Here is a 26,943-nt window from a genome sequence, read left to right on the forward strand (position 1 = left end):
CGGGGTGGCGGCCGACCGCGCCGTCAGCCGGGCGGCGGCCCGGCCCCGTCCCCGCCGGCCCGGGCGAGCAGCTCCCGGGCGCGGGCCGACCACAGCCGGGCACCCATCCGACCGAAGATCGCCAGCGCCCGGTCGAGGTGCTCCCGGGCCGTCGCGGGCTCGCCCCGGGCCAGGAACAGGGCGCCGAGGCTGGTCCGGGCGTACGCCTCCCAGCGCAGGTCGGCGTGCGCGACGAAGACCGCCAGGGCGGCTGCCAGCTCCGCCTGCGCCTCGTCCAGCCGGCCGGACCCGGTGAGCGCGTCGCCCAGCCCGCGCCGGGCGTACGCCTCGCCGAGCGGGTCGGCGACCTCGGCGAAGGTCTCCCGGCAGCGGTGGTACGTCTCCCGCGCCTCGTCGTGCCTGCCCTGGTCCACCTGGGTCATGCCGAGCCCGAGCAGGGCCGCCGCCATGCCCAGCCGGTCGCCGAGCCGCGCGAAGTCGGCGTGGCAGTGCAGGAAGCACTCCTCGGCCTCGTCGAGGTGCCCGAGGTCCAGGTGGATGCCGCCCAGCGTGCGTCGCGCGTACGTCTCGCCGGACCGGTCGCCGAGGGCCCGGAACGCGCCGACGCTGCGGCGGGCGACGTCCAGCGCCTCGTCGAGCCGGCCGAGCCCCCGGTACGCCACCGACAGCCCGCGCAGCGCGTGCGAGCTGCCCTGGTGCTCCCCGGCCGCCTCGAACAGCGGGAGCGCCTCGACGTACCGGCCGACGGCCCCCTCGGCGTCGCCGTGCCCCCACCGGGCGTCGCCGAGGCCGCGCAGCGCGTACGCCCTGCGCACGGGGCTGCCGATCGTCTCGGCCAGCTCCAGCGACCGCCGGAAGTACGTCTCGGCCCGGTCGAACCGGCCCCGGTCCCGGTACAGGTCGCCGAGCCGCTCGGCCAGGTCGGCGGCCACGTCGGCGTTGCCGGCCCGGTAGGCGGCGTCCTGGGCCAGCTCGTGGGTGACCTGCCAGGCGCTCCACTGCGACCGTTCGGCCAGGAACATGGTCAACGCCCGCGCCAGCCGCCAGGTCACCTCCCACCGCCCGGTCCGGTGCGCCTGGCCCAGGGCCGCCACGACGTCGGTCTGTTCCCGGGCGAACCAGCGGCGCGCCTCCGCCCCGAACCGGCCCGCCCCGGCGGCGCCGGTCAGCGCGGCGGCGGACCGCTCGGCGGCGGCCACCCAGGCGGCGAAGACGCGGTCCAGGGCCGCCGCCCGGTCGCCCGCCTGCTCGGCGACGGCCGCCTGCTCGGCCGCGTACACCCGCAGCAGGTCGTGGGTGTGGTAGCGGTCCTGGTCGGCGCCGGTCAGTTGCAGCAGTTGGGCGTCCACGAGCTGGTCCAGCGTGTCCTCGGCGTCGGTCGGGTCGGCGTCGAGCAGCGCGGCGGCCAGCCAGCCGGGGACGGTGGGCTGGTCGAGCAGGGCGAGCAGGTGGAACGCCCGGCGGGCGGCCGGTTCGAGGCTGTCGTAGCTGAGCTGGAAGCTGGCCCGGACGTCGAGGTCGCCGACGCGCAGCTCGTCGAGCCGGCGCCGGCCGTCGGCGAGCCGGTCGGCGAACCGGTTCAGGCTCCAGTGGCCCCGGGTCGCCAGCCGGGCGGAGGCGACCCGGACGGCCAGCGGCAGCCGGCCGCACAGCTCGACGATCGCGCCGGCCGCCGCGGGCTCGGCCGCGACCCGGGCGGGTCCGGCCGCCGCGGCGAGCAGCTCGACGGCCTGCTCCCGGTCGAGCACGTCGAGGTGCAGGGTCCGCGCCCCGGCCAGCCCGGCCAGCGGCATCCGGCTGGTGACGACGGCGGCGCAGCCCGGGCCGCCGGGCAGCAGCGGTCGTACCTGCTGTTCGTCGGCCGCGTCGTCGAGCACCACGAGGACCCGGCGGTCGGCCAGCCGGCTGCGGTAGCAGCGGATCCGCTCGTCGAGCTCGACCGGGAGCTGCTGGTCGGTCATGCCCAGCGCCCGCAGGAAGCGGGCCAGCACGTCCGCCGGATCGACCCGGTGCGCGCCCTGGCCGTGCAGGCCCACGTGCAGCTGGCCGTCGGGGAAGTGCGGCCGGAGCCGGTGCGCGACGTGCACGGCGAGGCAGCTCTTGCCGACCCCGGCGGTGCCGGAGAGCGCCCAGATCCGCATCGCGGCGGCCGGCGGCCGGCCGAGGAAGGCGACGGCGTCGGCGACCTGCTCGTGCCGCCCGGTGAAGTCGGGAACGTCGGCGGGCAGCTCCGCCGGCACGGGCCGGCTGACCCGTGCCGGGGTGGCCGCGGCCGGGCGGCGCAGCCCGGGGGCCAGCGCCCGCAGGGCCGGGCCGGGGGGCACGCCGAGGTCGTCGGCGAGGACCCGCTCGGCGTCCCGGTACGCGGCGACCGCCTCCGCGTGTCGGCCGGCCGCCTGGAGCGCGCGCACCTGCTGCTCCCGGAAGCGTTCGTGCAGCGGATGGTCCGCCACCAGGCGGGCGAGCCGGGGGAGCAGGTCCTCGTGCCCGCCCAGGCGCAACACCGTCTCCACCGACTCGCCGATCGCCCGCAGCCGGCCCTGGTCCAGCGCGGCGGCCTCACCGCACAGCAGGCCCCGGCCGACGAGGTCGGCCAGCGCCGGGCCGCGCCACCAGAGCAGGGCATCGTGGTACGCGTCGCGCGCGGCGGCCAGGTCGCCGCCCGCGGCCAGCCGCCGGGCCACGGTGACCCGGGCGTCGAACTCGTCGGCGTCGAGGCGGTAGGCGCCCGCGTCGAGCCGGTACGCGCCGGTGCCGAAGCTGAGCCCGCCGGGGAGCAGCTTGCGGAGCTGGTGCACGTAGAGCTGCAGGTTCTTCAGCGCGGAGCGGGGTGGGGCGGCGGGCCACAGGGCGTCCACCAGGTCGGCGACGGCGGTCGGCCGACCCGGCCGGAGCGCCAGGACGGCGAGCACCGCGCGCTGCTTGGGCGGCCCCAGCGGGACCGGCTCGCCGGCCAGCTCCGCCTCGACCGGGCCGAGAATGCGAACGAGTATCCGAACCCCCACGACAGCCGGCGGAGCGAGCCCAACCTGACGATCAACCCAGTCGATGATTGTAGGCCCGCCCGCCGACATGCCGACGGTGTCCCGACGGGTGGGCGGCGGCGCGATGCCGCCGCCCACCGTGGCGCTAGGAGTGGTTGAACGAGTACGTGATGGTCTCGGCCGTGTTGGTCGGCAGGCACTGTGCGACGTCGGTCGCGCAGGCCGCCGGGGCGATACCGAACAGGAACTGCACCGGGCCGGCGGTGAACGACCGGCTGGAGTCGGCGGTCACGCTGAGGTTGAACACGTACAGGACGTGGTCGGCGGTCTCCTGGAAGTTGGCCGGCGTGCTCGGCATGCTCGGCCGGCTCCACAGCCGGACCCACCCGCCGTTCGCGGTGTTCTGGTGGAAGCGCATGAACGGCTGGCCCCCGGGGTTGTCACGCAGCCACTGGGTCGGCACCGCCACCGGGAACGAGACGTACTGGGTCTTGAAGTTGAGCGTCGCCCCCGAGGCCGGCCCGTAGACCCCGGCCCCCGAGCCGATCAGCGGGGCGTACGACAGCCAGTCCGACCAGGGGCCGGTGCCCCCGAGCCCGGTGAAGCGCACCCGGAACCGCGCCGAGGCGTCCCGGGCGGACGGCACCGGGAACCGGCTGTAGTCCGACGTCGAGCAACCGTACGGGTCGATCGGCGAGCAGTAGCCGCTGAGCTGCTTGACCTGCCCCCCGATGTCCTGCTGGAGCTGCCACGACGGGTACGACGCCCCGGCGTCCACCACGTACTGCGGCATCTCCCAGTAGCTGACCGGGTAGAGCACGTTGTTGAAGCGGGTGCGCCAGACGACCTCCTTCGGGCGCGGGCAGTGCTCGGTGGCGCCGACCCCCCGCTCCCAGACGAAGTCGCAGTACGCCCGCTTGTAGCGGGGCGGCAGGTTCGAGTAGACGCGGTCGGTGTGCGCCACCAGCCCCCAGTTCTCCGCCGGTGCGCCGGCGTTGCCCTGGTGGTAGCGGTACCAGATCGCCTGGGCGGTGTCGGCGCGGTTGGCCAGGGCGGTGAAGACGTCCTTGACGTACTGGCCCTGCTTGGCCTCCTTCTCCTCCAGCGTCGACGCGGACACGTCGTTGGAGTTGAAGCCGACCTCGGTCAGCCAGAACAGCGAGGTGGACTGCGGCACGCCCGCGGCGGTGAGCACCGCCCGGACGGCGTCGAGCCGGCCGTTGATGCCGGCCAGCAGCGTCGAGGTGGCGGTGTTGGCGTAGCCGCCGGGCAGGCTCAGCCCCATCGCGAAGGGGTACGGGTGGTAGCCGATCCCGTCGAACGGCCACGCCCCGCCGTTGGCCGAGCGGAACGCGGCGACCGAGGCGGAGCTCAGCACCCCGCTCAGGTGATTGGTGTCGTCGTTGGTGGTGCCGGAGTCGCCACCGTCCATCCCCGGGTGCATCCCGTGCGTGATCACCTTGACCGTGCTGCCGCAGGGCTTGCTGCCGGCGAGCCGGCAGTACCGGTAGAACTTCCCGATCAGCCGGCCGTACGCGTCGCCCGGCACCACGTACGGGCCGGGGTGGGCGGCGGTGCCGGGGTGGTACAGCTTGTTGGCCTCGTTGAGCACCTCGACGGCGGCCAGGCGGCTGCCGAACGTGGTGACCACCGACAGCGCCTTGTCGATCCACACCTTCATGAACTTCGTCGTGGTGCCGTACTCCGGGTACTGGCTGACCGCCACGGAATCCTGCAACTGGTACAGGTAGGGCTCGCTCGCGGGCACCCCGCTGTTGCTGACCCCGCCCTCGACCAGGGCGAAGTTCAGCACCGCGATGACCTTGACATCGCTGGGCAGCTTGTCGATCAGCCGGCGGTAGAGCGTGAAGTCGACGGCCGTCTCGCCGGGGGCGGCGATCTCCAGCCGTACCGTCTTGACCTTGGCCTCGACCAGGTCGTTGATCATCTGGTCCTCGAACGCGACGCGCTGCGCGTCGGTGAGGTTCGGTTCGACGGCGGGCCGCAGGCTCCACGGGCTCATGACGGCCAACCCGGTCTTCGACTGGGAGGCGACGACGGCCGGTGCGACGGCGGTCGTCACCCGGCCCGCGGTGGTCGCCGAGAGCTGTGCGGTCGTGATCTGCGCGGCGGCGGCCGGCGGCGCCCCGGCGGCCGGGTCGGCGGCGGCGGGCCGCCCGGTGCCGACCGCCGTCACGGCGACGACGGTCAGGCCGGCCAGCAGCCGGCTCGTTGCTCGGTGTCGCATGCAACCTTCTCCCTTGCCCCGGCCCGTGCCGGCCGGACTGCCGCGAGCATGCGAGCCGCCGGTATGCGTCCGGTATAACGGCCGGTCGGGCCGACCCTCGGGCGGATCGGCGGGCCGACCGACGGGGCCGACCGCCGGTCGACCATTCACAGCCCGGCCACAAGCGGGGCACAGAGGGCGCCGGCCGGGCGTGTCTAGCGTCGGGACCAGCCGACGAGCACCGCCCCCGGGAGGAACCCATGCGCCACGACCTCGACCACCACGAAGGGCAGCGGGTCAGCCGCCGCCGGCTGATCGCCGGGATCGGCTCGGTCGGGCTGGCCGGCCTGCTGGCGGCCTGCGGCCGGGACAGCGGCGGCACGGTCACCACGTCCACCGGCGAGACCGTCTCTCCGCAGGCCACCGCCAGCACGTCTGCCGACCTGACCGCGCTGTTCGCCGAGGCCGGCACGTGCACGCTGACGGCGAGCACCACCCAGGGCCCGTACTACTTCGACGCCGACAAGATCCGCAGCGACATCCGGGAGGACCGGGAGGGCACCCGGCTGCGGGTGGCGATCCGGGTGCAGGACAGCGAGCAGTGCGGGCCCCTGGCCAACGCCGTCGTGGAGATCTGGCACTGCGACGCCGAGGGGCTGTACTCGGGTGCGGAGGCGCAGTCCTCCGGCGCGGGCGGGGCCCCGGGCGGCGGCACCCCGCCCAGCGGCGCGCCCGGCGGCACCCCGCCCAGCGGCGGCCCGGCCGGAGGGACCCCGCCGAGCGGTGCGCCCGGCGGCGGCGCGGCACCGGGCGGTGGTTCCGAGGGGTCGGCGGCCGACCTCACCCCCACCGACGACAAGCGCTACCTGCGCGGGGCCCAGGTCACCAACTCCGACGGGATCGTCGAGTTCACCACCATCTGGCCGGGCTGGTACCGGGGCCGCACCACGCACATCCACGCCATGGTGCACGTCGACAACAACCGGGTGCTGACCACCCAGATGATGTTCGACGAGGCCCTCAACACCAAGGTGTACGCCGCCGCGCCGTACTCGGCGCACACCGGGCGGGACACCTTCAACGACAACGACACGATCTACGCCGACAGCATGCTGATGAAGGTCGTCGCGGACGGCGACGGCTACCTCGGCGTACTCAACTTCTCGGTCGACTCCGACCAGGACGGCTCATGAGGCCGCCCGTATGCGTTAACAGGGGCCCTTCCTCACACTTCACGCGCGTAGCAGAGTTGGCGGGTGAGGGCCGCGCCGATCCGGTCCTCCCGGCTCTCGCCGGTGGGCTGCCAGCCGCCCCGCTCGTAGAAGCGCCGGGCCGGCACGTTGCCCTCCAGCACCCACAGCACCGCCCGCGCCCAGCCCCGGTCGCGCATGGTGGCCAGCGCGTCGTCCATCAGCGCCCGGCCCGTGCCCCGGCCCCGCTCGCCGGGATCGAGGTGGATGGCGTTGAGCAGCCCCGTCGCCGGGTCGCCCGCGTCGTCCGGGCCCACGTAGCTGAAGCCGACCAGCCGGCCCTCGCGCTCGGCGACGGTCATCAGGTGGTCGTCGCGCTCCCAGGTCCACCGCTCGACCCAGTACCACCCCATGGCCTCCTCCGTCGGGTCGGCGAGGGCCTCCGCCGGCAGGAACGACGAGTACGCCGCCACCCGGGACCGCTGGTGCAGCGCCCCCACGGCGCGCAGGTCGTCGACGGTGGCGTGGCGGAGGGTGATCGTCACCCGGCCGAGGGTACCCGCCGGGGCGGCACCGGCACGGTCGCCAGGTCCTCGGCGACGACCAGCTCACCGGCGAAGTGCTCCCGGGCCTCGTCGGCGAAGCGCCGGACGTCGCCGTAGCGCTGGGAGAAGTGGGTGAGCACCAGCGTGCGTACCCCCGACTCGGTTGCCACCCGCGCGGCCTGGCCCGCCGTGAGGTGCCCGACCTCGGCGGCGAGCGCGGCCTCGCTCGCCAGGAACGTCGACTCGATGACCAGCAGGTCGGCGTGCTCGGCGAGGGCGTACACGTTGTCGCAGAGCCCGGTGTCCATGACGAACGCGAACCGCTGCCCGGGGCGGGTCACGCTCACCTCGTCGCGGGTGACGCGCCGCCCGCCGACGTCGAGGTGGCCGACGCGCCGCAGCTCGCCGACGGCCGGCCCGGCGATCCCGTACGCGGCCAGCCGCTGCGGCAGCATCCGGCAGCCGTCCGGCTCGACGAGCCGGTAGCCGTACGTCTCGATGGGGTGCCGCAGCCGGCGGGCCTCCAGGATGCCGCCGCCGCGCAGGGCGACCCGCTGCCCGTCGGCGCTGATCGGCTCGACGGCCAGCTCGGCGGTCTCGTGAAAGGAGCTGGCGTGCCGCAGCCGGGCGAAGTAGTCGGCCCCGCCGGCCGGGAAGTGCACCGCCACCGGGCGCGGGACCCGGTCCAGGGAGAGCCGCTGGATGGTGCCGGGCAGGCCGAGGCAGTGGTCGCCGTGGAAGTGGGTGACGCAGATCCGGGTCAGGTCGGTGGCGGTGACGCCGGTGTGCAGGAGCTGCCGCTGGCTGCCCTCACCCGGGTCGAGGAGGATCACCTCGTCGTCCCAGCGCAGCACGTACCCGTTGTGGTTGCGCGCCCGGGTCGGGGTCTGGCTGGCCGTCCCGAGCACCACCAGTTCACGCATGGACACGGCGCTCTCCCCGGCGGATACATGAAGCGACCCCCGGGGCTTCCGTGCTCGCGCACGGGCCGGCTGGACTTGGCCGGCACCCCGGGGGTCGGGTGGCTGTCGTGGTTTCGCCGCACCGCTGCCACACGGTCTCGACGATCGTGCACCCGCCTCGCGGCGGGCAGGTTCTCACTGTCGAGGACAGCGGCTAGCGGACAGCCACCTCACGAGTCCGATTGCTATACAAGTCTGGACCACCTCCTTTCCCGTGTACCGCCACGCTATCCACTTCCCGGGGGCGTCGGCAACGGATTTCGACCAGCGGCTCAGGCGCGGTCGGCCGGCACGGCCGGGGCGGCCCCGACGGGCGCTGCCGGAGCGGTCAGTCGGCGATGCCGATCGGACCCTCGCGCGGCCCCTCCTCGCTGGCCGGCTGCACCGACAGCGACGGGAAGTCGGCCAGGTCGCCCTCCGGCTCGGCGTCCCACTCGGGGAACACCAGGTCGCTCTGGAGGTAGAGGCAGAGCAGCTGGGTGAGGTGGCCCAGCCCGTCGAGGTGGGTGCGCTCGTGGCCGTGGGTGGCGTCCACCCCGAAGCCGAGCAGCGCCACCCGGGCGTGCGCGCCCGCCTCCACCGCCGCCGCCACGTCCGAGCGGTAGAACTCGAAGACGTCGCGGACCAGGTCCACCCCGTGCTCGCGGGCGATCGCGGCGAGGTTGCGGGTCAGGTGGTAGTCGAACGGCCCCACCCCGTCGCCCATGGCCAGGGTGGCCGCGTTCTCCCGGGACTGCTGCCCGGGGGCGACCACCGCGGCGTCCACGGAGACGATCTCGGCGACGTCCGGGTCGAGGCCGTGGCTCGCCCCGTGGCCGATCTCCTCGGTGACCGTCACCAGCAGGTGCGCGGTCACCGCCGGGGTGACGCCCGCGTCGACCAGCGCCTTGAACGCGGTCAGCACCGCCGCCACCCCGGCCTTGTCGTCCAGGTGCCGGGACTTGACGTACCCGCTCGGGGTGATCGTCGGATTCGGCAGGAACGCCACGAAGTCCCCGACGTCGATGCCGAGCGCCCGCAGCCCGGCCTCGTCGGCCACGGGCTCGTCGACCCGCACCTCGACCTGCTCCCAGCCGACCCCCTGGAGGTCGACGGCCTCGTTGTAGCGGTGCCCGCTGGCCTTCAGCGGCAGCACCTGGCCGCTGATCACCCGGTCCAGGTCGTCGGTGAAGATCCGCACGTGCGCGCCCTCGGCGAACCGGGCGCTGTGCGTGCCGACCTGCATCAGCTCCAGCCGGCCGTTCTCCTTGAGCCGCTTCACCATGCCGCCGATGGTGTCGGTGTGCACCACGATCGCCCGGTCCGCCCCGGTCTCCCGGGGCCCCGGCAGGCAGGCGCTGAGCGCGCCGCGCCGGGTCAGCGTGGAGGAGATCCCGAGCGCGGAGAGGCGCTCGCCCACGTACTGCTGCACGTGGTCGGTGCGCCCCGACGGGCTCGGGATCTCCAGCAGCTCCACCAGCACCTGGCGGAGGTAGTCCAGGTCGATCTTCAGGGGGACGGGTTTGCGTGCGGTCATGCCTGAGAGCTTGCCGCACCCGCCGGTGTCCAGAGGCGTTGCGGTGCCCGCGTGCCGGGGAAGAGGAGGTCGACGAAGCGCTCGGCGGTCGGCTGCGGCTCGTGGTTGGCCAGGCCCGGCCGTTCGTTCGCCTCGATGAACACGTGCTCCGGGTCGTCCGGGGCGCTGACCAGCAGGTCCAGCCCGGTGACCGGGATGTCCAGCGCCCGGCTGGCCGCCACGCACGCCTCGGCGATCGCCGGGTGCAGCTCGCCCGTCACGTCGTGGATCGTCCCGCCGGTGTGCAGGTTCGCGGTGCGGCGTACGGCCAGCACCGTGCCCTCGGGCAGCACGTCGCTCAGCTCGTAGCCGGCCTCGGCGACGACCTCCCGGGTCATGTCGTCGACGGGGATGCGCGACTCGCCCCCGGTGGCGGCGGCCCGGCGGCGGCTCTGCCGCTCGATCAGCTCGGCGACGTCGTGCACCCCGTCGCCGGTGACCTGGGCGGGCCGCCGGACGGCGGCGGCCACCACCTCGTGGTCGATGACGATCACCCGCAGGTCCTCGCCGTCGCGCATCTGCTCGATCAGCACGTCCGGGCAGAAGCTGCGGGCCAGCGCCACGGCGGCGGTCAGCGCCTCCGGCGTGCGTACGCCGACGGTGATGCCGTTGCCCTGCTCGCCGCGCGCCGGCTTCACCACCACCCGGCCCACCTCCGCGAGGAACGCGACGTCGGCGTCGTCGCCGGTCGCGGTGCGCCCGGCCGGCACCGACAGGCCCGCCTCGGTGAGGATGCGCCGGGTGACCCGCTTGTCGTCGCAGCGGCTCATCGCCACCGCCGAGGTCAGCTCGGACAGCGACTCGCGGGTGACGATCGTCCGGCCGCCGTTGCTCAGCCGCAGCTCGCCCCACTCCGGGTCGGTGACCTCCACCCGGATGCCCCGGCGCATCGCCTCGTCCGCGACGATCTTCGCGTACGGGTTGAGCCGGTCGTACCCCTTCGGGGCGGCCGGCAGGAACAGCCGCTCGTTGATGGGGTTCTTCCGCTTCACGCAGAGCGTCGCGGTGCGGTAGAAGCCGAGCCGCTCGTACAGCCGGATCGCCCCGGTGTTCTCGGCCAGCACCGACAGGTCGACGAACGCCCGGCCGCGCGCGGTGAGCCGGGCCGCCAGCTCGGTCAGCAGCGCCTGGCCGGTGCCGGGCGGCGCGGTGTTGAAGTCCACGGTGAGGCACCACAGGCTCGCCCCGTTGTCCGGGTCGGCGAAGACCGCGACGTGGTCGACTCCGGTGATCGTGCCGACCACGTCCCCGGTGGCGTCCTCGGCGACCAGGTGCAGGAACCGGTCGGTGCGGGCGTTGTCGACAAGCACGTCGACCGGGGCGGTGACCATGCCGTTGCGGGCGTAGATCCGGTTCACCGCGTCCGCGTCGTCGGCGTCGCGCAGCGTCCGGATCCGCAGGCCGGGCAGCCCGTCGCGTTCGTCGGCGGCGGCCGGGGCCGCGGGCAGCCGCAGCCGGTACGTCAGCGACGGGTCGATGAACAACTCGTCGGGCAGCCGGGACACCAGCACGTGCGGGTCGCGCAGGTAGATGCAGATGTCCCGCGCCCCGGCCGCCTCCGAGCGCAGCACCGCCGCCACGGCGGCCTGCTCGGTGAACGTCTGGCCGAACACCAGCCGCCCCCAGCCGCAGTCGAGCACCACGCCGCCGCCCGGCGGCGGGCCGTCCCGTTCGGGCTGCGCGCCGGAGCCGTCCGGGGAGTCCGCCGCGTCCGGGTCCGGCGGGGTCGGGGCGGGTGCCACCGGGTCACCGCCCGGCCCCACCCGCTCGCGGCGGCGGCCCAGCACCCGTTCCCGGTCGGTGCGCGCCGTCCCGGTCGCCAGGGTGTCGCTCACGGTCAGTCGATTCCGTGGCTCTGGAGCCACATTTCCAGGAGTCCCAGCTGCCACAGCTTGTTTCCGTTCAACGGGGTGAGTTCGGCGTTCGGGTCGGCCAGCAGCGCGTCGACGTACTCGGTGCGGAACAGGTTGCGGTGGCGGGCGGCGGGCGCGTGCAGCGCGTCGCGTACCCGGTCGAGGAGCTTGCCCTCCAGGTGGGTGAGGCCCGGCACGGGGAAGTAGCCCTTCGGCCGGTCGATGACCTCGTGCGGCAGGACCCGGCGGCCGATCTCCTTCAGCACGCCCTTGCCGCCCTGGGCCAGCTTCAGCTCGGGCGGGCAGGTCGCGGCCAGCTCCACGAACTCGTGGTCGAGGAACGGCACCCGGGCCTCCAGCCCGTGCGCCATGGTCATGTTGTCGACCCGCTTCACCGGGTCGTCGGTCAGCATGATCTGGGTGTCGATCCGCAGGCCCGCGTCGACGGCGGTCTGCGCGCCGGGCCGGGCCAGGTGGGCGGCCACGAACTCCCGCGCCGGGTCGCCGTCGGCCAGCCACGCCGGGTCCAGCACCCGGGCCAGCCCGGCCGCGTCCCGGTCGAGGAACGCCTTCGCGTACGTCTCGACGGCCCGCTCCCGGTCGACGCCGGCCAGCGGCGGGTACCAGTGGTAGCCGCCCAGGATCTCGTCCGCGCCCTGGCCCGACTGGACCACCTTGACGTGCCGCGACACCTCCTGGCTGAGCAGCCAGAACGCCACGCAGTCGTGGCTGACCATCGGCTCGCTCATCGCCGCCACGGCCGCCTCCAGCGGGGGCAGCAGGTCCCGGGCGGCCACCCGGATCTGGTGGTGGTCGGTGTCGAACGTCTTCGCCACGATGTCGGAGTAGACGAACTCGTCGCCGGAGCGGCCGCCGACGGCGTCGAAGCCGATGGAGAAGGTGGCCAGGCCGCGCTGCCCCTGCTCGGCGAGCAGGGCGACGACCAGGCTGGAGTCCAGCCCGCCGGAGAGCAGCACGCCGACCGGCACGTCGGCGACCATCCGGCGGCGCACCGCCGTGGTCAGCGACTCCAGCAGGGCGTCCTCCCAGTCGCGGGCGGACCAGCCGGCCCGCTCCCCGCGCCGGGTGAACGCCGGGTCCCAGTAGACCCGCTCGTGAGTGGTGCCGTCGGCCTCGTAGACCCGGACGGTGGCCGGGGGCAGCTTGGCGACCCCGCGCAGGATGGTGCGCGGCGGCGGCACGATGCTGTGGAAGCTCAGGTAGTGGGCCAACGCCACCGGGTCGATGGCGGTGTCGACGCCGCCGCCGGCCAGCAGCGCGGGCAGGGTGCTGGCGAAGCGCACCACGCCCGGGGACTCGGCCACGTACAGCGGCTTGATGCCGAGCCGGTCGCGGGCCAGCACGAGGCGGCCGGTGTCCCGCTCGCTGATCGCCACGGCGAACATCCCGACCAGGTGGTCGACGAAGTCGAGCCCCCACTCGGCGTACGCCTTGACGACCACCTCGCTGTCGCCGGAGGAGAAGAAGCGGTGCCCCCTGGCCTGCAACTCCTCGCGCAGCTCGCGGTAGTTGTAGACGCAGCCGTTGAAGACGCCGGTCAGCCCCGACGCCGGGTCGACCAGCGGCTGCCCGCTCGCCGCCGACAGGTCGATGATCTTGAGGCGGCGGTGGCCGAGGGCGACCGCCCCCTGGGACCACACGCCGCTGTCGTCGGGGCCCCGGTCGCTCATCGTGGCCGCCATGCGTTCCACCGCCGCGACGTCGGCCCGTGAGCCGTCACGGCGGAACTCCCCAGCCAGTCCGCACATGCCAGACAATGCTGCCAGAGGTGAGCCCCGCTCGCCTGTTGAGATGATGTCGTCGGCGTTACGTGCTTGCTAAGATGCGCGCCCTCGCGCCCCGACGTGCCGCCGCCCGCCGGCGCTGCCGCCCGGTCCACCGCCGCCCCGCGTGGCTGCCTGCCCAGCCTGCCCGGCCGGTTGTGAGAAACCCCGCATCGGTGCGACGCCGCCGGGCCCACGGCCGACCGCACCCGGCCGGACGGCCGCGCCCCGCCCGCCGCCGGTGACCCGTTGTCCCCCGGACGGGGCATTCAGCGCCGAACGTCGCCGTGCCAGGGTGAGATCGGGCCCACGAGGAGGCGATGACCATGCGCGCGACGCGACGGACAGGCGTGCGGACCGGACGCGGCGTGCGTACCGCCGGCCGGCTGGCGCTGGCGACGGTGGTCGCGGCGGCCGGCGTGCTGGCCGGGGTCGCCCCCGCGCAGGCCGTCGCCACCCGCACCGTGGCCTTCTGGAGCATGGACGAGCCGGCGGGCGCCACGGTGCTCACCGACAGCAGCGGCAACGGCCGACACGGCCGCATCGGCGACGAGGTGGTGGCCGGGACGCGCTACGACGGCGCCACCGCCCACCGCTTCGCCTACCACAACCCCGCCGACAAGGAGTACGTGCCGGGGCACGTCAACCTGGTGCCGGCGAGCAACGACTTCAACCCCGAGGCCGGCGACTTCTCGTTCTCGATCCGCTACCGCACCACGAAGTCCTTCGGCAACATCATGCAGAAGGGGCAGGGCGGCACGGCCGGCGGCTACTGGAAGTTCGAGGCCCCCGAGGGCAAGCCCCGGTGCATGTTCCGGGGCGGCGACGGGTCGACCCGCACCGGCTACACGGGCACGTCCATCGCCGACGGGCAGTGGCACACCGTCACCTGCAACCGCACCGCCAGCTACGTCGAGATGTACGTCGACGGCGTGCGCACCAGCCGGCTCACCGGCCCCACCGGGACGATCGCCAACAACTGGCAGTTCTCGATCGGCGGCAAGAGCTCCTGCGACGGGGTGAACGTCACCTGCGACTACTTCGCCGGGGACATCGACTGGATCCGGCTCGTCAAGGGCCCCGGCGGCGCGGCCAACACCCCGCCCAGCGCCGACCTCGCCGCGTCCTGCTCCGGGCTGGTGTGCGCCTTCTCCGCCGCCGGTTCCACCGACCCCGACGGCGCGGTCCAGGACCACGCGTGGGACTTCGGCGACGGCGCGACCGCCGGCACCGCCAGCGTCCCCACCACCACCCACACGTACGCGCAGGCCGGCACCTACCGCGTCGCCGTCACCGTCACCGACGACCGGGGGGCCACCGGCACCGCCACCCGGGACGTCACCGTCGCGCCGCTGCCCGAGCTGATCTCGTACGTCGGGCAGGCCACCGCCAACGCGAACGTCACCAACCACTCCGTCGTCGTGCCCGCCGGAGTCCGGCCCGGGGACACCCTGCTGCTGTTCCTCAGCCAGAACACCCACGCCGACACCGGGGAGCCCACCGGGGTGACCGGCTGGACGCGACTGGACCGCCTCGACGGGGGCTACGCCACCACCACCGCCTGGTGGAAGGTCGCCGCCGCCGGTGACGCCGGGACGACCCTGCGGGTCACCCTCGGCAAGCAGTCGAAGGGCAACCTGGTGCTCGCCGCGTACCGGGGCGCCGACCCGGTCGCCCCGGTGGCCGCGTTCGCCAGCGCCGCCGACCCGGCCAGCTCCGCCACCCGGGTCACCCCGACCGCCCCGGTCGCCGCCGAGCGCGGGTGGGGCGTGTCGTACTGGCTGCACGGCGACGCCACGTCGACCGCGCTGACCCCGCCGCCCGGGGTGCAGGTGCGCAGCAACAGCTCCCAGACCGGCGGGGGACGGGTCACCGGGCTGCTCGCCGACTCGGGCGCGTCGGTGCCGACCGGCGCGTACGGCGGCCTCAGCGCGACCGCCGCGGCGGCCAGCACCACCACGACCACCTGGACCGTCGTGCTCCGCCCCGCGTGACGGGGCGACGACGGCCCGGACGCGACACGCGTCCGGGCCGTCGCGCGCTCGGTCGGTGGGGTCAGCCGGCGGTGCGGGCCACGCCCACCGGGCAGCTCAGCCCGTTCGGCCCATGGTTGCAGTACCCGTTCGGGTTCTTGGTGGGCGCGAGGTACTGCTGGTGATAGTCCTCGGCGAAGAAGTAGTCGCCGAGCCGGTCGATCTCCGTGGTGATCTCGCCCTTGCCGGCCCGCGCCACGATCGGCGCGAACGCGTCGCGGGACGCGGTGGCGGTGGCGAGCTGCTCGTCGGTGCTGGCGTAGATCGCCGACCGGTACTGGGTGCCCACGTCGTTGCCCTGGCGCATGCCCTGGGTCGGGTCGTGGTTCTCCCAGAACACCTTCAGCAGGTCCTCGTAGCTGATCACGGTGGGGTCGTAGACGACCTGGACGACCTCGGTGTGCCCGGTCATGCCCGAGCAGACCTCCTCGTACGTCGGGTTCGGGGTGATCCCGCCCGCGTAGCCGACGGAGGTGGTGAGCACGCCGGGCAGGGTCCAGAACAGCCGCTCGGCGCCCCAGAAACAGCCCATTCCGAACACGGCGACCTGCGCGCCCGCCGGGAACGGCCCCTTCAGCGAGGAGCCGAGCACCTCGTGGCGGTCGCCGATCGGCATCGCGATCGGGCGGCCGGGCAGGGCCCGGTCGGGGGTGGGCAGCTCGGCGGGCATGCGACGAAGGAACACGGTGGAACTCCTCTCGTACCTCTCCCCGCGTGCAACACCGCCGGGCCCCGGTTCCTTACCCGCCCCGGCGGTGGGTAACCGACGCCCGTCGGGCGGGGCCTCGGGCCAGGGCGGCGGCGACCCGTTCGGCGTACGCCCCGGCCTCGGCGTCGTCGGCGTAGCGCGTGCGGGGCCAGAAGAACCCGCGCAGGCCGTCGCCCTTCGTCCTCGGCACGACGTGGGTGTGCAGGTGCGGCACCGACTGGGACACCTTGTTGTTCATCGCCACGAACGTGCCGCCGGCCCCGAGCCCCGCCTCGACGGCCACGGCGAGCCGCTGCACCAGCCCGAAGTAGCCGGGCAGCTCGCCCGCCGGCAGGTCGGCCAGGGTCACCAGGTGGGCGCGCGGCACCACCAGCAGGTGGCCCTTGAACACGGGCCGGGTGTCGAGGAACGCCACCCCCTCCGGGGTGTCGGCGACCCGGAACGCCGGGACGTCACCGGCCACGATCCCGCAGAACACACACCCGCCCATCCGGCCAGGCTAGCCGCGCCCCCGGCCCCCCGCCGCACCGGAACTGCGGCTTCGCGCCGTACGTTGCCCCAGACACGTCACCACCGATCGAGATAGGTGTCCCACTCGTCGTCGGCAACGCCTGGCGGGCCGGTCTCACCGTTCGCCAGGCGGGCCCTGATGTCGGCCTCCCACCGCAATGCCCAGCGTCGCAGCTCATCAAGGTCCGGCTCGGTCAGGCCGTAGGTCAGGAATGTGCGAGGGTCACGCTCGTCGACAGCACCGAGCCGGTCTGCCAACTCATCCAGCGAGAATCCTGCGGTGTGACGCGCGCCGAGAGCCTCGAGCTCGGTCCAGCTGAGTTGTGCGTTCGCGGCGTGGATGTCGATGAAGTCCCGGTGCGCGGCTCGATCGTGCAGGGCTGACCTCGATGGCCTGGGCAGAGAAGCCAGCATGCCGATAGGCATCGGCCAGCCGGCTCACCACGGTCGAAAGCGGCAGCGCCGAGGCGGTGGCGAAGTCGATGTCCTGTGACGGCCGGCTCACCAGCTCATGCGCGCACATGGCGTAGCCACCCGCCAACACCAGACCGAGATCGTCGCCAGCGTCGAAACCTATTCTCAGCAACTGGCGGTGCAGCTTCTCCATCAGAGGGCGGCGAGACCGGGCAGCCGGTGTTCCCAGAGAGCGATCAGGCGTCGAGAGGTCAACCGGCGGATGCGGGGCCAGTCGTGTCGGAGCAGAGTGGCGTTGACGTACCGGATCAGGTCGTCCCGCTGGCCGCAGTCGAGCAACAGGCAGTAGAGCGTCAGGCGCTCACGAGGGTCGCTGACGTCGAAGTCGGCCGGACCGGACCAGGCCAGCCGCACCGGAAGGCTGACCCGCCCGTGCTCCGGGCCGGCCAGCAGCCCCAGGGAGGGCGGGATCCGGTCTGCTGCGCCGACCAGGCGCGAGGGCAGCGGCACGGTCGAGGTCACCCGCCAAGTATGGAACACCGGTCGGACAACCTCACGAAGGCGCGGCCGGCTCGGGATGCGGTGAGCGGGGAACCCTTCTCTACCGTAGGCGTTGACAAGGGGCCCCTCCTTCCCACCGGCTAACGTCTGCGGCATGAACCACGGCTTCGAGACGCTCGCGATCCACGCCGGACAGGACCCGGAGGCCCGCACCGGCGCGGTGATCCCACCGATCTACCAGACCAGCACGTACGCCCAGGACGCCGTCGGCGCCCCCCGGCAGGGTTACGAGTACAGCCGCTCCGGCAACCCGACCCGCGACGCCCTCCAGGAGTGCCTCGCCGCGCTGGAGGGCGGCGCGATCGGGCTGGCCTTCGCCAGCGGCCTGGCCGCCGAGGACGCCCTGCTGCGTACCGTCTGCAAGCCGGGCGACCACGTGGTCATCCCCGACGACGCGTACGGCGGCACGTACCGGCTGTTCGCGAAGGTGGCCGAGCGGTGGGGGCTGGCGTACACCCCGGCGAAGGTCTCCGACGTCGACGCCGTGCGGGCCGCGATCCGGCCCGGCGCGACCCGGATCGTGTGGCTGGAGACGCCCACCAACCCGCTGCTCGGCATCGCCGACATCGCCGCCCTGGCCGCCGTCGCGCACGACGCGGGCGCGCTGCTGGTGGTCGACAACACGTTCGCCTCGCCGTACCTGCAGCAGCCGATCGCGTTCGGCGCGGACGTCGTGGTGCACTCCACCACCAAGTACGTCGGCGGGCACTCCGACGTCGTCGGCGGCGCGCTGGTCGCCGCCGACCGGACGCTCGGCGAGGAGCTGCGCTACCACCAGAACGCGATGGGCGCGGTCAACGGCCCGTTCGACGCGTGGCTGACGCTACGCGGCATCAAGACCCTCGGCGTACGGATGGACCGGCACTGCGACAACGCCGAGCGGATCGCCGCGTACCTCGACGGGCACGCGAAGGTCGCCCAGGTGATCTACCCGGGCCTGCCGTCGCACCCCGGTCACGAGGTGGCCACCAAGCAGATGCGCCGGTTCGGCGGCATGATCTCGTTCCGGGCGGCCGGCGGCGAGGAGCACGCCGTCGAGATCTGCAACCGGGCCAAGCTGTTCGTGCTCGCCGAGTCCCTCGGCGGGGTGGAGTCCCTGATCGAGCACCCGGGTCGGATGACACACGCAAGTGCCGCCGGCTCGCCGCTTGAAGTTCCCGGTGATCTCGTGCGACTGTCTGTCGGCATCGAGACGGTCGACGACCTGCTCGCCGATCTGGAGCAGGCACTGGGCTGACCGCTGGTGAGGGAGGGTGGCCGTGCAGGACCTCATGCCGACCTGGGTGGGCGCGACCGCGAAGCAGATCGCCCGCGGCGTACGCCGGGGTGACGTCTCCGCCACGCAGGTCGTGGCCGACCACCTCGACCACATCGCCCGGGCCGACGCCGACCTCGCCGCGTTCCGCACGGTGCGCGGCGGCGAGGCGATCACCGAGGCGGAGAAGGTCGACGAGCAGGAGGAGCTGGCCAACCTCCCCCTGGCCGGCGTGCCGGTCGCGGTCAAGGAGAACACCGCCGTCGCGGGCCTGCCCACCTGGCACGGCTCGGCGGCGGTGCGCAGCGCCGTCGCCGAGGCCGACCACGAGGTGGTCCGGCGGCTGCGCGGCGCGGGCGCGGTGATCCTCGGGGTGACCCGGATGCCCGAGCTGGGCCTGTGGGCGCTCACCGACGACGCGAGCGCGGTCACCCGCAACCCGTGGGACCCGCGGCGCACCCCCGGCGGGTCGTCCGGCGGCGCGGCGGCGGCGGTGGCCGCCGGGCTGGTGCCGATGGCGCACGGCAACGACGGCCTCGGCTCGATCCGCATCCCGGCGGCCTGCTGCGGCCTCGTCGGGCTCAAGCCGGGCCGGGGCGTGGTGCCCTGCCAGCTCGGCGCCGACGACTGGTTCGGCCTCACCGAGCACGGCATGCTGACGTCCACGGTCGCCGACGCCGCGGTCGGCTTCCAGGTGCTCGCCGGCCGCCCGCAGGAGAAGCTGGTCCCGCCGCAGCGGCTGCGGGTGGGTGTCTCGCTGCGGTCCCCGGTGCGCGGCGTCGCCCCGGACGCGCCGAACCGCGACGCGGTCGCCGCCGCCGGCCGGCTGCTCGCCGCCGCCGGCCACGACACCGTACCCGCCGACCCGGTCTACCCGACCCGCCTCGGCCTGGCCGGCATCGCCACCTGGTTCGCCGCTGCCGCCGCCGACGTGCGGGCCGCCGGGCTCGACCCGCGCGCCCTCCAGCGGCGCAGCCGCCGGCACGTCGCGCTGGGGGAGTGGGCGCAACGCCGGGGGTACGTCCGCGAGTCCGACCGGGTCGCCTGGCGCGAGCGGTCCGTCGGCTTCTTCGCCGACCACTCGGTCGACCTGCTGCTCACCCCGGCGCTGGCGGGGCCGCCGCCGGAGGCCGCCGGCTGGTCGGGCCGGTCCTGGGCGGCGAACATGAAGGCCAGCATCCGGTACGCCCCGTTCGCCGCCCCGTGGAACATCGCCGGCCTGCCCGCGATCGTGGTGCCGGTGGGCCGCCGTCCCGACGGGCTGCCGGTGGCGGTGCAGCTCGTCGGCCCGCCCGGCTCGGAACTGCTGCTGCTCGGCGTCGCCGGCCAGTTCGAGATGCAGGCCCCGTGGGCCCGGCACGCCCCCGGCTACCCCCGCGTCGGCACGGGGTCACCAGCCGTCGCGTGACCGCCCGGCCCGCCGTGACCGGCTCGTAGCCGCAGGTAGCGGCCGGTGTCGCCGCCGTCGGGCGGTGCCGGTGGTGGCACGATCGGGGCATGACGGAACTGGTCGGCCTCGCCGAGGTACGCGCCGCGCGGGAGCTGCTCGCCGGCGTCACCCGCACCACCCCGCTGGAGCCCTCCCGCCCGCTGAGCGCCGCGCTCGGCGGGCCGGTGTGGCTCAAGTGCGAGAACGTGCAGCGCGCCGGCTCGTACAAGGTGCGCGGGGCGTACGTGCGGATCTCCCGGCTGTCGGCGGCGGAGCGCGACCGGGGGGTGGTGGCCGCGAGCGCCGGCAACCACGCCCAGGGGGTGGCGCTGGCGGCCGGGCTGGTCGGCACGCACGCCACGGTCTTCATGCCGGTGAACGCGCCGCTGCCGAAGGTCGCCGCCACCAAGGGGTACGGCGCGCAGGTCGAGCTGATGGGCAACACCGTCGACGAGTCGCTGGTGGCGGCGCAGACCTTCGCCGAGCGGACCGGGGCGATCCTCATCCACCCGTTCGACCACCCGGACGTGATCGCCGGGCAGGGCACCGTGGCGCTGGAGATCCTGGAGCAGTGCCCCGACGTGCGGACGATCGTCACCGGGGTCGGCGGCGGCGGCCTGATCTCCGGCATGGCGGTGGCGGCGAAGGCGCTGCGGCCCGACGTGCGGCTGGTCGGGGTGCAGGCGGCGGGCGCGGCGGCCTACCCGCCCTCGCTGGCGGCCGGCGAGCCGGTACGCCTCCCGGCGTTCAGCACCATCGCCGACGGCATCGCGGTGGGCCGCCCGGGGGAGATCACCTTCAACCACGTCCGCAAGCTCGTCGACGAGATCGTCACGGTCTCCGAGGAGGACATCTCCCGGGCGCTGCTGATGCTGCTGGAACGGGGCAAGCAGGTCGTCGAGCCGGCCGGCGCGGTCGGGGTGGCGGCGCTGCTGGCCGGCGTGCTGGAGGTCGAGACACCGGTGGTGGCGGTGCTCTCCGGCGGCAACATCGACCCGCTGCTGATGCTGCGCGTCATCGAGCACGGGCTCGCGGCGGCCGGACGCTACCTGCGGGTGACCGTGCGCTGCTCGGACCGTCCCGGGCAGCTCGCCTCGCTGCTGCACGAGATCGCCGAGCACCGGGCGAACGTGGTCGACGTGGAGCACCAGCGGGCCAACCCGCACCTGCGGCTCGGCGAGGTCGAGGTGGCGCTGTCGGTGGAGACCCGGGGCGTCGAGCACTCCGACACGCTGATCAGCGCCCTGCGGGCCAGCGGCTACCAGGTGGTCTTCGCCGCCGACCGCTGAGCTGCTGCCGCTGGTGCAAGGAAGGGCCCCTTGTTGACGCATTCTGGTGCACAAGGGGCCCTTGTTGACGGTTGTCCGGCGCGACCGCCGGGTCAGCCGGTGAACGGCTCGAAGCTGACCACCGTCACCTTGATGTCCGCGCCGCTCGGCGCGGTGTAGGTCACCGTCTGGCCGGGCCGGCTGCCCAGGATCGACTTGCCCAGCGCCGACTCGGGGCTGTAGACGGTCAGCTCCGTGGTGGAGGAGATCTCCCGCGAGCCGAGCAGGAAGGTCTCGGTGTCGTCGGTGTCGTCGTCGAAGTAGATCGTGACGACCATCCCGGGGGAGACCGTGTCGGCGCTCGGCGCCTCGCCGACCTTGGCGGTGCGGAGCAGCTCCTTCAAGTAGAGGATCCGCCCCTCCTGCTTGCCCTGCTCCTCGCGGGCGGCGTGGTAGCCGCCGTTCTCCCGGAGGTCGCCCTCCTCGCGCCGCGCGTTGATCTCGGCCGCGATCACGGGCCGGTTGGCGATCAGCTCGTCGAGCTCAGCCTGGAGGCGGTCGTGCGCGTCCTGGGACAGCCAGGTGGCGGGCGCCTCGTTCCCGTTGTTGGACACAGGCGATCTCCTCGGTTGTGCGGACTGGCTGACGGGTGAACTACCAAGTTACCAGTGCCGTGCCCGTCCGGGTGCGGACGATCACCGCGGGTGCCGGCGGCGGGGCCCGCGGTGCGCGTGGCGCGGTGGCGTCTCAGCAGCTCAGTCGGCCGGTCGGCAGCGCACCACCTCACCGATGAAAGGGCGGGCCGTGGTGGCCAGCCGGTGCCGGGCGGCGGCCTGGGACTCGCCCGGCGGGGCGGCCACGGTGACCTCCTCGCGGGCCACCTCCGCCCCGTCGTGCGAGCGGGCCCGCAGCACGCAGGTCGCCGAGCCGCCCGCCGGGACCGTCACCCGGAAGTCGACCACCACCTGGGAGTCGGTGATGTCCGTGTACGTGATCACCTGGGCGTCGTAGGTCGGGTCGCCGTACTTGCCGTACATGCTGAACGCCGCCAGCCCGAGTGTCGCCACCAGGGCTGTCGCGAGCAGCGCGACCAGCGCCGGCCGGCGTCGGCCCGGCTCTCTGCGCCGGCCGTAGCGGCCCGGCGGGAACACGGGCGCACCCGGCGTGATTGTGGCGTGCGTCTCGGTCACCGGCGGCGGTCTCCTGGCGTTGTTGTCGGCCCCATCGGCAAGAATGGCAGAGTCCAATCTTTCCAGCCCGGCGCCGGCTCGTGGACGAGTCCTCAGTCACCTTCGCTGAGGTAAGGATGACAGGTCGGCGGGCGACGCCGGCAGGCAGCGCCGGTGGGCACAGACGAGGAGCGCCGCAAGTGGCAGAGCAGCTGCGTCTCATGGCCGTCCACGCGCATCCCGACGACGAGTCGAGCAAGGGTGCCGCGACCATGGCGAAGTACGTCGCCGAGGGAGTCGACGTGCTGGTCGTGACGTGCACCGGTGGCGAGCGCGGCAGCGTGCTCAACCCCAAGATGGACCGGCCGGACGTGTGGGCCAACATCGCCGAGATCCGCCGCGCCGAGATGGACGCCGCCCGCGCCATCCTCGGCGTCGAGCAGGCCTGGCTGGGTTTCGTCGACTCGGGGCTGCCCGAGGGCGACCCGTTGCCGCCCCTGCCCGAGGGCTGCTTCGCCCTCCAGGACGTCGAGGTGGCCGCGGGCCCGCTGGTGCGGCTGATCCGGCAGTTCCGTCCGCACGTGATCACCACGTACGACGAGGAGGGCGGCTACCCGCACCCCGACCACATCATGACCCACAAGATCACCATGGCCGCGTTCGACGCCGCCGGTGACCCGGAGCGTCACCCCGACCTCGGCGACCCCTGGCAGCCGCTGAAGCTCTACTACGACGTGGGCTTCTCCAAGGGCAAGATCCTGGCGCTGCACGAGGGCATGCTCGCCGCCGGCCTCGCGTCGCCCTACGAGGAGTGGCTCAAGCGCTGGGAGGACCGGCCCGACAAGGGCCCCCGGATCACCACCCGCGTCGAGTGCGCCGACTACTTCCCGGTCCGCGACGACGCGCTGCGCGCCCACGCCACCCAGATCGATCCGGACGGCTTCTGGTTCCACGTGCCGATGGAGCTCCAGCGGCAGGCCTGGCCCACGGAGGACTTCCAGCTCGCCCGCTCGGTGGTGGACAGCCCGCTGCCCGAGTCCGACCTCTTCGCCGGGGTCCGCGAGACGGCCCATGCCTGCTGAGCTGGGCGTGCCGGCCGGAGCCGCGCTGGCCGGAGCCGCGCTGGCCGTGCGGCCCGTGCGGCTCACTGAGCCGGCCGTGACCGCCGATCCGGGGCCGGGCTACCCTGGGGTCCTGCCACGACCCGGAGGAACACCATGCTGACCGCCGCCCAGGTGCTCGCGCAGAACAACTTCGGTGACACGCGTACGGGTGGCCTGGCCGGCCCGATGGGCCTGTTCCTCATCGTGCTGCTGGGCACCGCCACCGTGCTGCTCATCCGCAACATGAACTCCCGGCTGCGCCGCCTGCCCGACCACTTCCCCGCGCCCGGCGAGCCCGCCGACGCGGGCCGGGTGGACGCCGCCGTCGGGGGCGGGCCAGCGGCCACCGACGCGGGGCGGGTCGACGCTACAGTCGTCGATCCGACAGACGGGACCTTGGGGCACGACTCACGCTCGACCGCCCCGAAGGGCCCCCAGCAGCACGGAAACGGGTGATCGGGGCGTGATTCACGCCGAAGCCGGCCGTCGCCCCCTGTTGCGCTTCCCGGCTTTGGCTTAGCCTTCCGCCGGGGGACCAAAAGTCCCCGGGCCGCGCGCGGGAGGGGGCACCGATGACCGGGTCAGCGACGGCTGCCCGCTGTGCGGTGCGACGGGCCGCCCGTCTTGCGGTGCGCTGCCCGGCTGCCCGCGGTGCGGTGCGCGGGACCGCCCGCCGCGGTGCGGTGCGACCGGCTGCCCGCGGCGCGGTGCGGCGACCGGCGGACGGGGGAGGTCGGTGACCTCCGCCAGGGCCGACGATCCGCTCGGCCTGCCGGAGCCGGCCAGCGCCGATCCCGGCCCGCTGGCGCGGGCCAACACCGAATCCGGCCCGCCGGGGCGCGCCGTCGGCGATCCCGACCGGTCGACGGAACGGAGCACCCCGCACCGGGTCCTCGTCCTGACCGTCGCCGTGGCGCTCACCGCCCTCGTGGCCGCCGCGATCGGCCTCACCCTCCCCACCCACCTGCCGCCCGACGACCCGATCCCGGCACCCGCCCGGTTCGGCATCGGCGTCGCCGTCGTCGTGGTCGCCCAGCTCGCCCGGCTGCGCTTCCGCACCGCCTCCGGAATGGTCAGCACCACCTGGGGCGAGGCGGCCCTCGTCGTCGGGTTCCACCTGGTCCCCGCCGGCTGGCTCCCGGCCACCACGCTCGTCGGCGCCGGGCTGGCCTGGGCGCTGCTCTCCCTGGCCGCCGACCGCCAGCCGCCGCTGGAAACCGTCCGCATCGCCGCCTCGCTGAGCGCCGCCACCGCCCTCGCCGTCGCGGTAACCAGCGCCCTCGGCGCGCCCCTGCTGGCCACCCCCACCCCGGAGCTGGCGCTGGCGCTGGCGGCCGGCGCGGTGACGTACCTGCTCGCGACCGCCTGGCTCGGCGGGGTCGCCGTCGCCCTGCGGCACGGCGTGCCGATGGGCCCGCCGCTGCTCGCCGCGCTGCGCGGCAAGCTGCTCATGTTCGTCGGGAACGTGGCCGTCGGCCTGGCCGCCGTGGCGCTGCTGGAGCTCGACGCCCGCTGGCTGCTCGCGTTCCCGCCCGTGTTCTGGCTGCTCCAGCAGACCTACCGGCACCGGCTGCGGGCCGACCAGGAGCGGCGCACCTGGCGGGCCTTCGCCGAGGCCACCGCCGCGCTCAACCAGCTCGACGAGCGGGGCGTCGCCACCGCGGCCGTCACCGGCGCGCTGACCCTCTTCGGCGCCGAGCTGGTCGACGTGGACGTGGCGCGGGGCGACGGCCGGTGGCGACGCTACCGGGGCGACAGCGGCGGTCGGGTGACCGACCGGGAGATCGACCCGCCCACCGGCTCCGCCGCCGGCCCGCACGAGCTGGTCCGCCCGCTGACCGTCGGCAGCAGCCGGGTCGGCGAGCTGCGCGTCCGGTTCCCCGGCTCGGCGCCGCCCGACGCCCGCGAGCAGGACGCCGCCGCCGCATACTCCGACGCCCTCGCCGCCGCCCTGCACGACGCCGCCACCCACCGCGAGCTGCGCCTCGTCACCGCCCGTTCGTCGTACGAGGCGGTGCACGACCCGCTGACCGGCCTGCTCAACCGGGCCGCCATGCTCGGCAAGGGCGACCAGGCGCTGCGGCAGCGCGCGCACGACCACCCCGTGGCCCTGCTGCTGCTCGACATCGACCAGTTCAAAGAGGTCAACGACACCCTCGGGCACGCCGCCGGCGACCAGCTGCTGCGGCTGACCGCCAACCGGCTCGGCGCGCTGACCCGCTCCGGGGACCTGCTCGGCCGCCTCGGCGGCGACGAGTTCGCCCTGCTGCTGACGTCGGTCCCGGTGGTCGGTGCCCGGACCGCACCCATGGCGTACGCGCTGCGCCAGGCCCGGGAGATCGCCGAGCGGCTCGCCGCCCCGACCGAGGTGGCCGGGGTGCGGATGTCCGTCGAGGTGTCCGTGGGGGTGGTGGTGGCCGACGCCGGCACCGCCGACCTGACGGAGCTGCTGCGCCGGGCCGACATCGCGATGTACCAGGCGAAGGAGGGCGGCGGCAGCGTCGCCGCGTACGACAGCTCGAAGGACGCCGCGAGCACCGACCAGCTTGCGCTGCTCGCGGAGCTGCGGGAGGCCCTCGCCGCCGACGACCAGCTGGTGCTGGCGCTCCAGCCGGCGGTGGACCTCGCCACCGGCGCGCCGACCGGGGTGGAGGCGCTGATCCGCTGGCGGCACCCGCGCCGGGGCTGGCTCGGCCCCGGCGACTTCATCCGCCCGGTGGAGAACAGCGAGCAGCTCGGCACGTTCACCCGGTACGTGCTGGACAAGGCGCTCACCGTGGCCGCCGAGTGGGCCCGCGCCGGCCTCGACGTGCCGATCTCGGTGAACCTGTCGGCCCGCAGCCTGCTCGACCCCCGGCTGCCCGCCGAGATCGGCGAGGCGCTGCGCCGCCACCAGGTGCCGCCGCACCGGCTGGTGCTGGAGATCACCGAGACGGTGGTGATGAGCGAGCTGGAGGTCATCGACGAGGTGCTGGCCACCCTGCGGTCGATGGGCGTGCAGCTCGCCGTGGACGACTTCGGCACCGGCTTCTCGTCGCTGGCGTTCGTGACCCGCATCGCCGTGGACGAGCTGAAGGTCGACCGGTCGTTCGTGATCCGGATGGCGGACTCGCCGGAGGCGGCGGCCATCGTCCGGGCGACCGTCGGCCTCGCCCACGAGCTGGGCCTGCGGGTGGTCGCCGAGGGCGTGGAGACCGCCGAGCAGCGGCTCGCCCTGGCCGAGCTGGGCTGCACGGCCGCCCAGGGCTACCACTTCTTCAAGCCGATGCCGGCCGACAAGATCAGCGCGGTGCTCGGGTCACTGGTGGACACGTCCCAGGCGAACGTCGTGCCGCTGCGCGCCGACGGCGCCTCCTGACCCGGTTATGAAGCGGCCATGTGCTCGTCGAGCA

21 protein-coding genes are annotated in these 26,943 nt (G+C 74.3%); 8 read left to right on the plus strand and 13 right to left on the minus strand.

What is annotated here, in order from left to right; translation table 11 throughout:
* Window positions 1-23 precede the first annotated feature (23 nt).
* Both LPU61_RS00845 and LPU61_RS00850 read right to left on the minus strand, forming a co-directional pair.
* Window positions 24-3,005 (minus strand): BTAD domain-containing putative transcriptional regulator, encoded by a 2,982-nt coding sequence (locus tag LPU61_RS00845; protein ID WP_229403775.1) that lies wholly within the window; start codon window positions 3,003-3,005, stop codon window positions 24-26.
* 124 nt (window positions 3,006-3,129) lie between these two features.
* Window positions 3,130-5,232, minus strand: coding sequence for a hypothetical protein (locus LPU61_RS00850; RefSeq protein ID WP_229403776.1), 2,103 nt, complete (start codon window positions 5,230-5,232; stop codon window positions 3,130-3,132).
* Between the two features lie 239 nt (window positions 5,233-5,471).
* Between LPU61_RS00850 and LPU61_RS00855 the strand changes: the two genes are divergently transcribed.
* Window positions 5,472-6,404 carry an intradiol ring-cleavage dioxygenase gene (locus LPU61_RS00855; protein ID WP_043961948.1) on the plus strand — a complete coding sequence of 311 codons (933 nt, stop codon included), beginning with the start codon at window positions 5,472-5,474 and terminating at the stop codon, window positions 6,402-6,404.
* Window positions 6,405-6,436: 32 nt separating this feature from the next.
* Here LPU61_RS00855 and LPU61_RS00860 read toward each other — a convergent pair whose 3' ends face one another.
* The 5 genes from LPU61_RS00860 to LPU61_RS00880 form a co-directional block, all read right to left on the minus strand.
* Complete coding sequence (locus tag LPU61_RS00860) at window positions 6,437-6,946, minus strand: GNAT family N-acetyltransferase (RefSeq protein ID WP_043961949.1); 510 nt, start codon at window positions 6,944-6,946, stop codon at window positions 6,437-6,439.
* On the minus strand, window positions 6,943-7,875 hold the full coding sequence (locus LPU61_RS00865) for a ribonuclease Z (RefSeq protein ID WP_043961950.1): 933 nt from the start codon (window positions 7,873-7,875) through the stop codon (window positions 6,943-6,945). The genes LPU61_RS00860 and LPU61_RS00865 overlap by 4 nt, the downstream gene beginning before the upstream one ends.
* Before the next feature lie 361 nt (window positions 7,876-8,236).
* A complete protein-coding gene (locus LPU61_RS00870; protein WP_043961952.1) occupies window positions 8,237-9,424 on the minus strand; it encodes an osmoprotectant NAGGN system M42 family peptidase in 1,188 nt (395 codons plus the stop codon).
* On the minus strand, window positions 9,421-11,298 hold the full coding sequence (ngg, locus tag LPU61_RS00875; protein WP_229403777.1) for an N-acetylglutaminylglutamine synthetase: 1,878 nt from the start codon (window positions 11,296-11,298) through the stop codon (window positions 9,421-9,423). Before ngg ends, LPU61_RS00870 begins: the two co-directional genes overlap by 4 nt.
* A gap of 2 nt (window positions 11,299-11,300) precedes the next feature.
* Entirely contained in the window at window positions 11,301-13,085 is a 1,785-nt protein-coding gene (locus tag LPU61_RS00880; RefSeq protein ID WP_043961954.1) for an N-acetylglutaminylglutamine amidotransferase, read from the minus strand.
* A gap of 365 nt (window positions 13,086-13,450) precedes the next feature.
* On the opposite strand from LPU61_RS00880, the gene LPU61_RS31560 reads away from it, so the two are divergent.
* Entirely contained in the window at window positions 13,451-15,094 is a 1,644-nt protein-coding gene (locus LPU61_RS31560; protein WP_305071831.1) for a PKD domain-containing protein, read from the plus strand.
* A 61-nt stretch (window positions 15,095-15,155) separates the two neighbouring features.
* Here LPU61_RS31560 and msrA read toward each other — a convergent pair whose 3' ends face one another.
* The 4 genes from msrA to LPU61_RS00910 all read right to left on the minus strand — a co-directional run bounded on the left by msrA (window position 15,156) and on the right by LPU61_RS00910 (window position 17,288).
* A complete protein-coding gene (msrA, locus tag LPU61_RS00895; protein ID WP_229403778.1) occupies window positions 15,156-15,818 on the minus strand; it encodes a peptide-methionine (S)-S-oxide reductase MsrA in 663 nt (220 codons plus the stop codon).
* 55 nt (window positions 15,819-15,873) lie between these two features.
* On the minus strand, window positions 15,874-16,332 hold the full coding sequence (locus LPU61_RS00900; RefSeq protein ID WP_229403779.1) for an HIT family protein: 459 nt from the start codon (window positions 16,330-16,332) through the stop codon (window positions 15,874-15,876).
* Window positions 16,333-16,409: 77 nt separating this feature from the next.
* Window positions 16,410-16,766 carry a hypothetical protein gene (locus LPU61_RS00905; protein ID WP_063838553.1) on the minus strand — a complete coding sequence of 119 codons (357 nt, stop codon included), beginning with the start codon at window positions 16,764-16,766 and terminating at the stop codon, window positions 16,410-16,412.
* 192 nt (window positions 16,767-16,958) lie between these two features.
* The gene (locus LPU61_RS00910) at window positions 16,959-17,288 is read right to left on the minus strand and encodes a hypothetical protein (protein ID WP_043961958.1); all 330 of its coding nucleotides are present in this window, start codon (window positions 17,286-17,288) and stop codon (window positions 16,959-16,961) included.
* 133 nt (window positions 17,289-17,421) lie between these two features.
* Here LPU61_RS00910 and LPU61_RS00915 point away from each other — a divergent pair, with 133 nt between their 5' ends.
* The 3 genes from LPU61_RS00915 to ilvA all read left to right on the plus strand — a co-directional run bounded on the left by LPU61_RS00915 (window position 17,422) and on the right by ilvA (window position 21,300).
* Window positions 17,422-18,564: a cystathionine gamma-synthase gene (locus LPU61_RS00915; protein WP_229403780.1), complete on the plus strand. Its 1,143-nt coding sequence runs from the start codon at window positions 17,422-17,424 to the stop codon at window positions 18,562-18,564.
* Window positions 18,565-18,580: 16 nt separating this feature from the next.
* On the plus strand, window positions 18,581-19,990 hold the full coding sequence (locus LPU61_RS00920; RefSeq protein WP_043961960.1) for an amidase: 1,410 nt from the start codon (window positions 18,581-18,583) through the stop codon (window positions 19,988-19,990).
* An 89-nt stretch (window positions 19,991-20,079) separates the two neighbouring features.
* Complete coding sequence (ilvA, locus tag LPU61_RS00925) at window positions 20,080-21,300, plus strand: threonine ammonia-lyase (protein WP_043961962.1); 1,221 nt, start codon at window positions 20,080-20,082, stop codon at window positions 21,298-21,300.
* 92 nt (window positions 21,301-21,392) lie between these two features.
* On the opposite strand, the gene greA is transcribed toward ilvA, so the two are convergent.
* Both greA and LPU61_RS00935 read right to left on the minus strand, forming a co-directional pair.
* The gene (gene greA / locus LPU61_RS00930) at window positions 21,393-21,893 is read right to left on the minus strand and encodes a transcription elongation factor GreA (RefSeq protein ID WP_043961963.1); all 501 of its coding nucleotides are present in this window, start codon (window positions 21,891-21,893) and stop codon (window positions 21,393-21,395) included.
* 141 nt (window positions 21,894-22,034) lie between these two features.
* Window positions 22,035-22,469, minus strand: coding sequence for a DUF4307 domain-containing protein (locus LPU61_RS00935; protein WP_043961964.1), 435 nt, complete (start codon window positions 22,467-22,469; stop codon window positions 22,035-22,037).
* Between the two features lie 179 nt (window positions 22,470-22,648).
* Between LPU61_RS00935 and mca the strand changes: the two genes are divergently transcribed.
* From mca to LPU61_RS00950, 3 genes are all read left to right on the plus strand, one after another.
* Window positions 22,649-23,530 (plus strand): mycothiol conjugate amidase Mca, encoded by an 882-nt coding sequence (mca, locus tag LPU61_RS00940; RefSeq protein WP_043961965.1) that lies wholly within the window; start codon window positions 22,649-22,651, stop codon window positions 23,528-23,530.
* Window positions 23,531-23,665: 135 nt separating this feature from the next.
* Entirely contained in the window at window positions 23,666-24,007 is a 342-nt protein-coding gene (locus tag LPU61_RS00945; RefSeq protein WP_043961966.1) for a hypothetical protein, read from the plus strand.
* Between the two features lie 346 nt (window positions 24,008-24,353).
* On the plus strand, window positions 24,354-26,909 hold the full coding sequence (locus LPU61_RS00950; protein WP_374199611.1) for a putative bifunctional diguanylate cyclase/phosphodiesterase: 2,556 nt from the start codon (window positions 24,354-24,356) through the stop codon (window positions 26,907-26,909).
* The last annotated feature ends 34 nt before the right edge of the window (window positions 26,910-26,943 follow it).

Origin of the sequence: Micromonospora sp. NBRC 110038, from assembly GCF_020884815.1 — a bacterium.
GTDB lineage: Bacteria > Actinomycetota > Actinomycetes > Mycobacteriales > Micromonosporaceae > Micromonospora > Micromonospora haikouensis.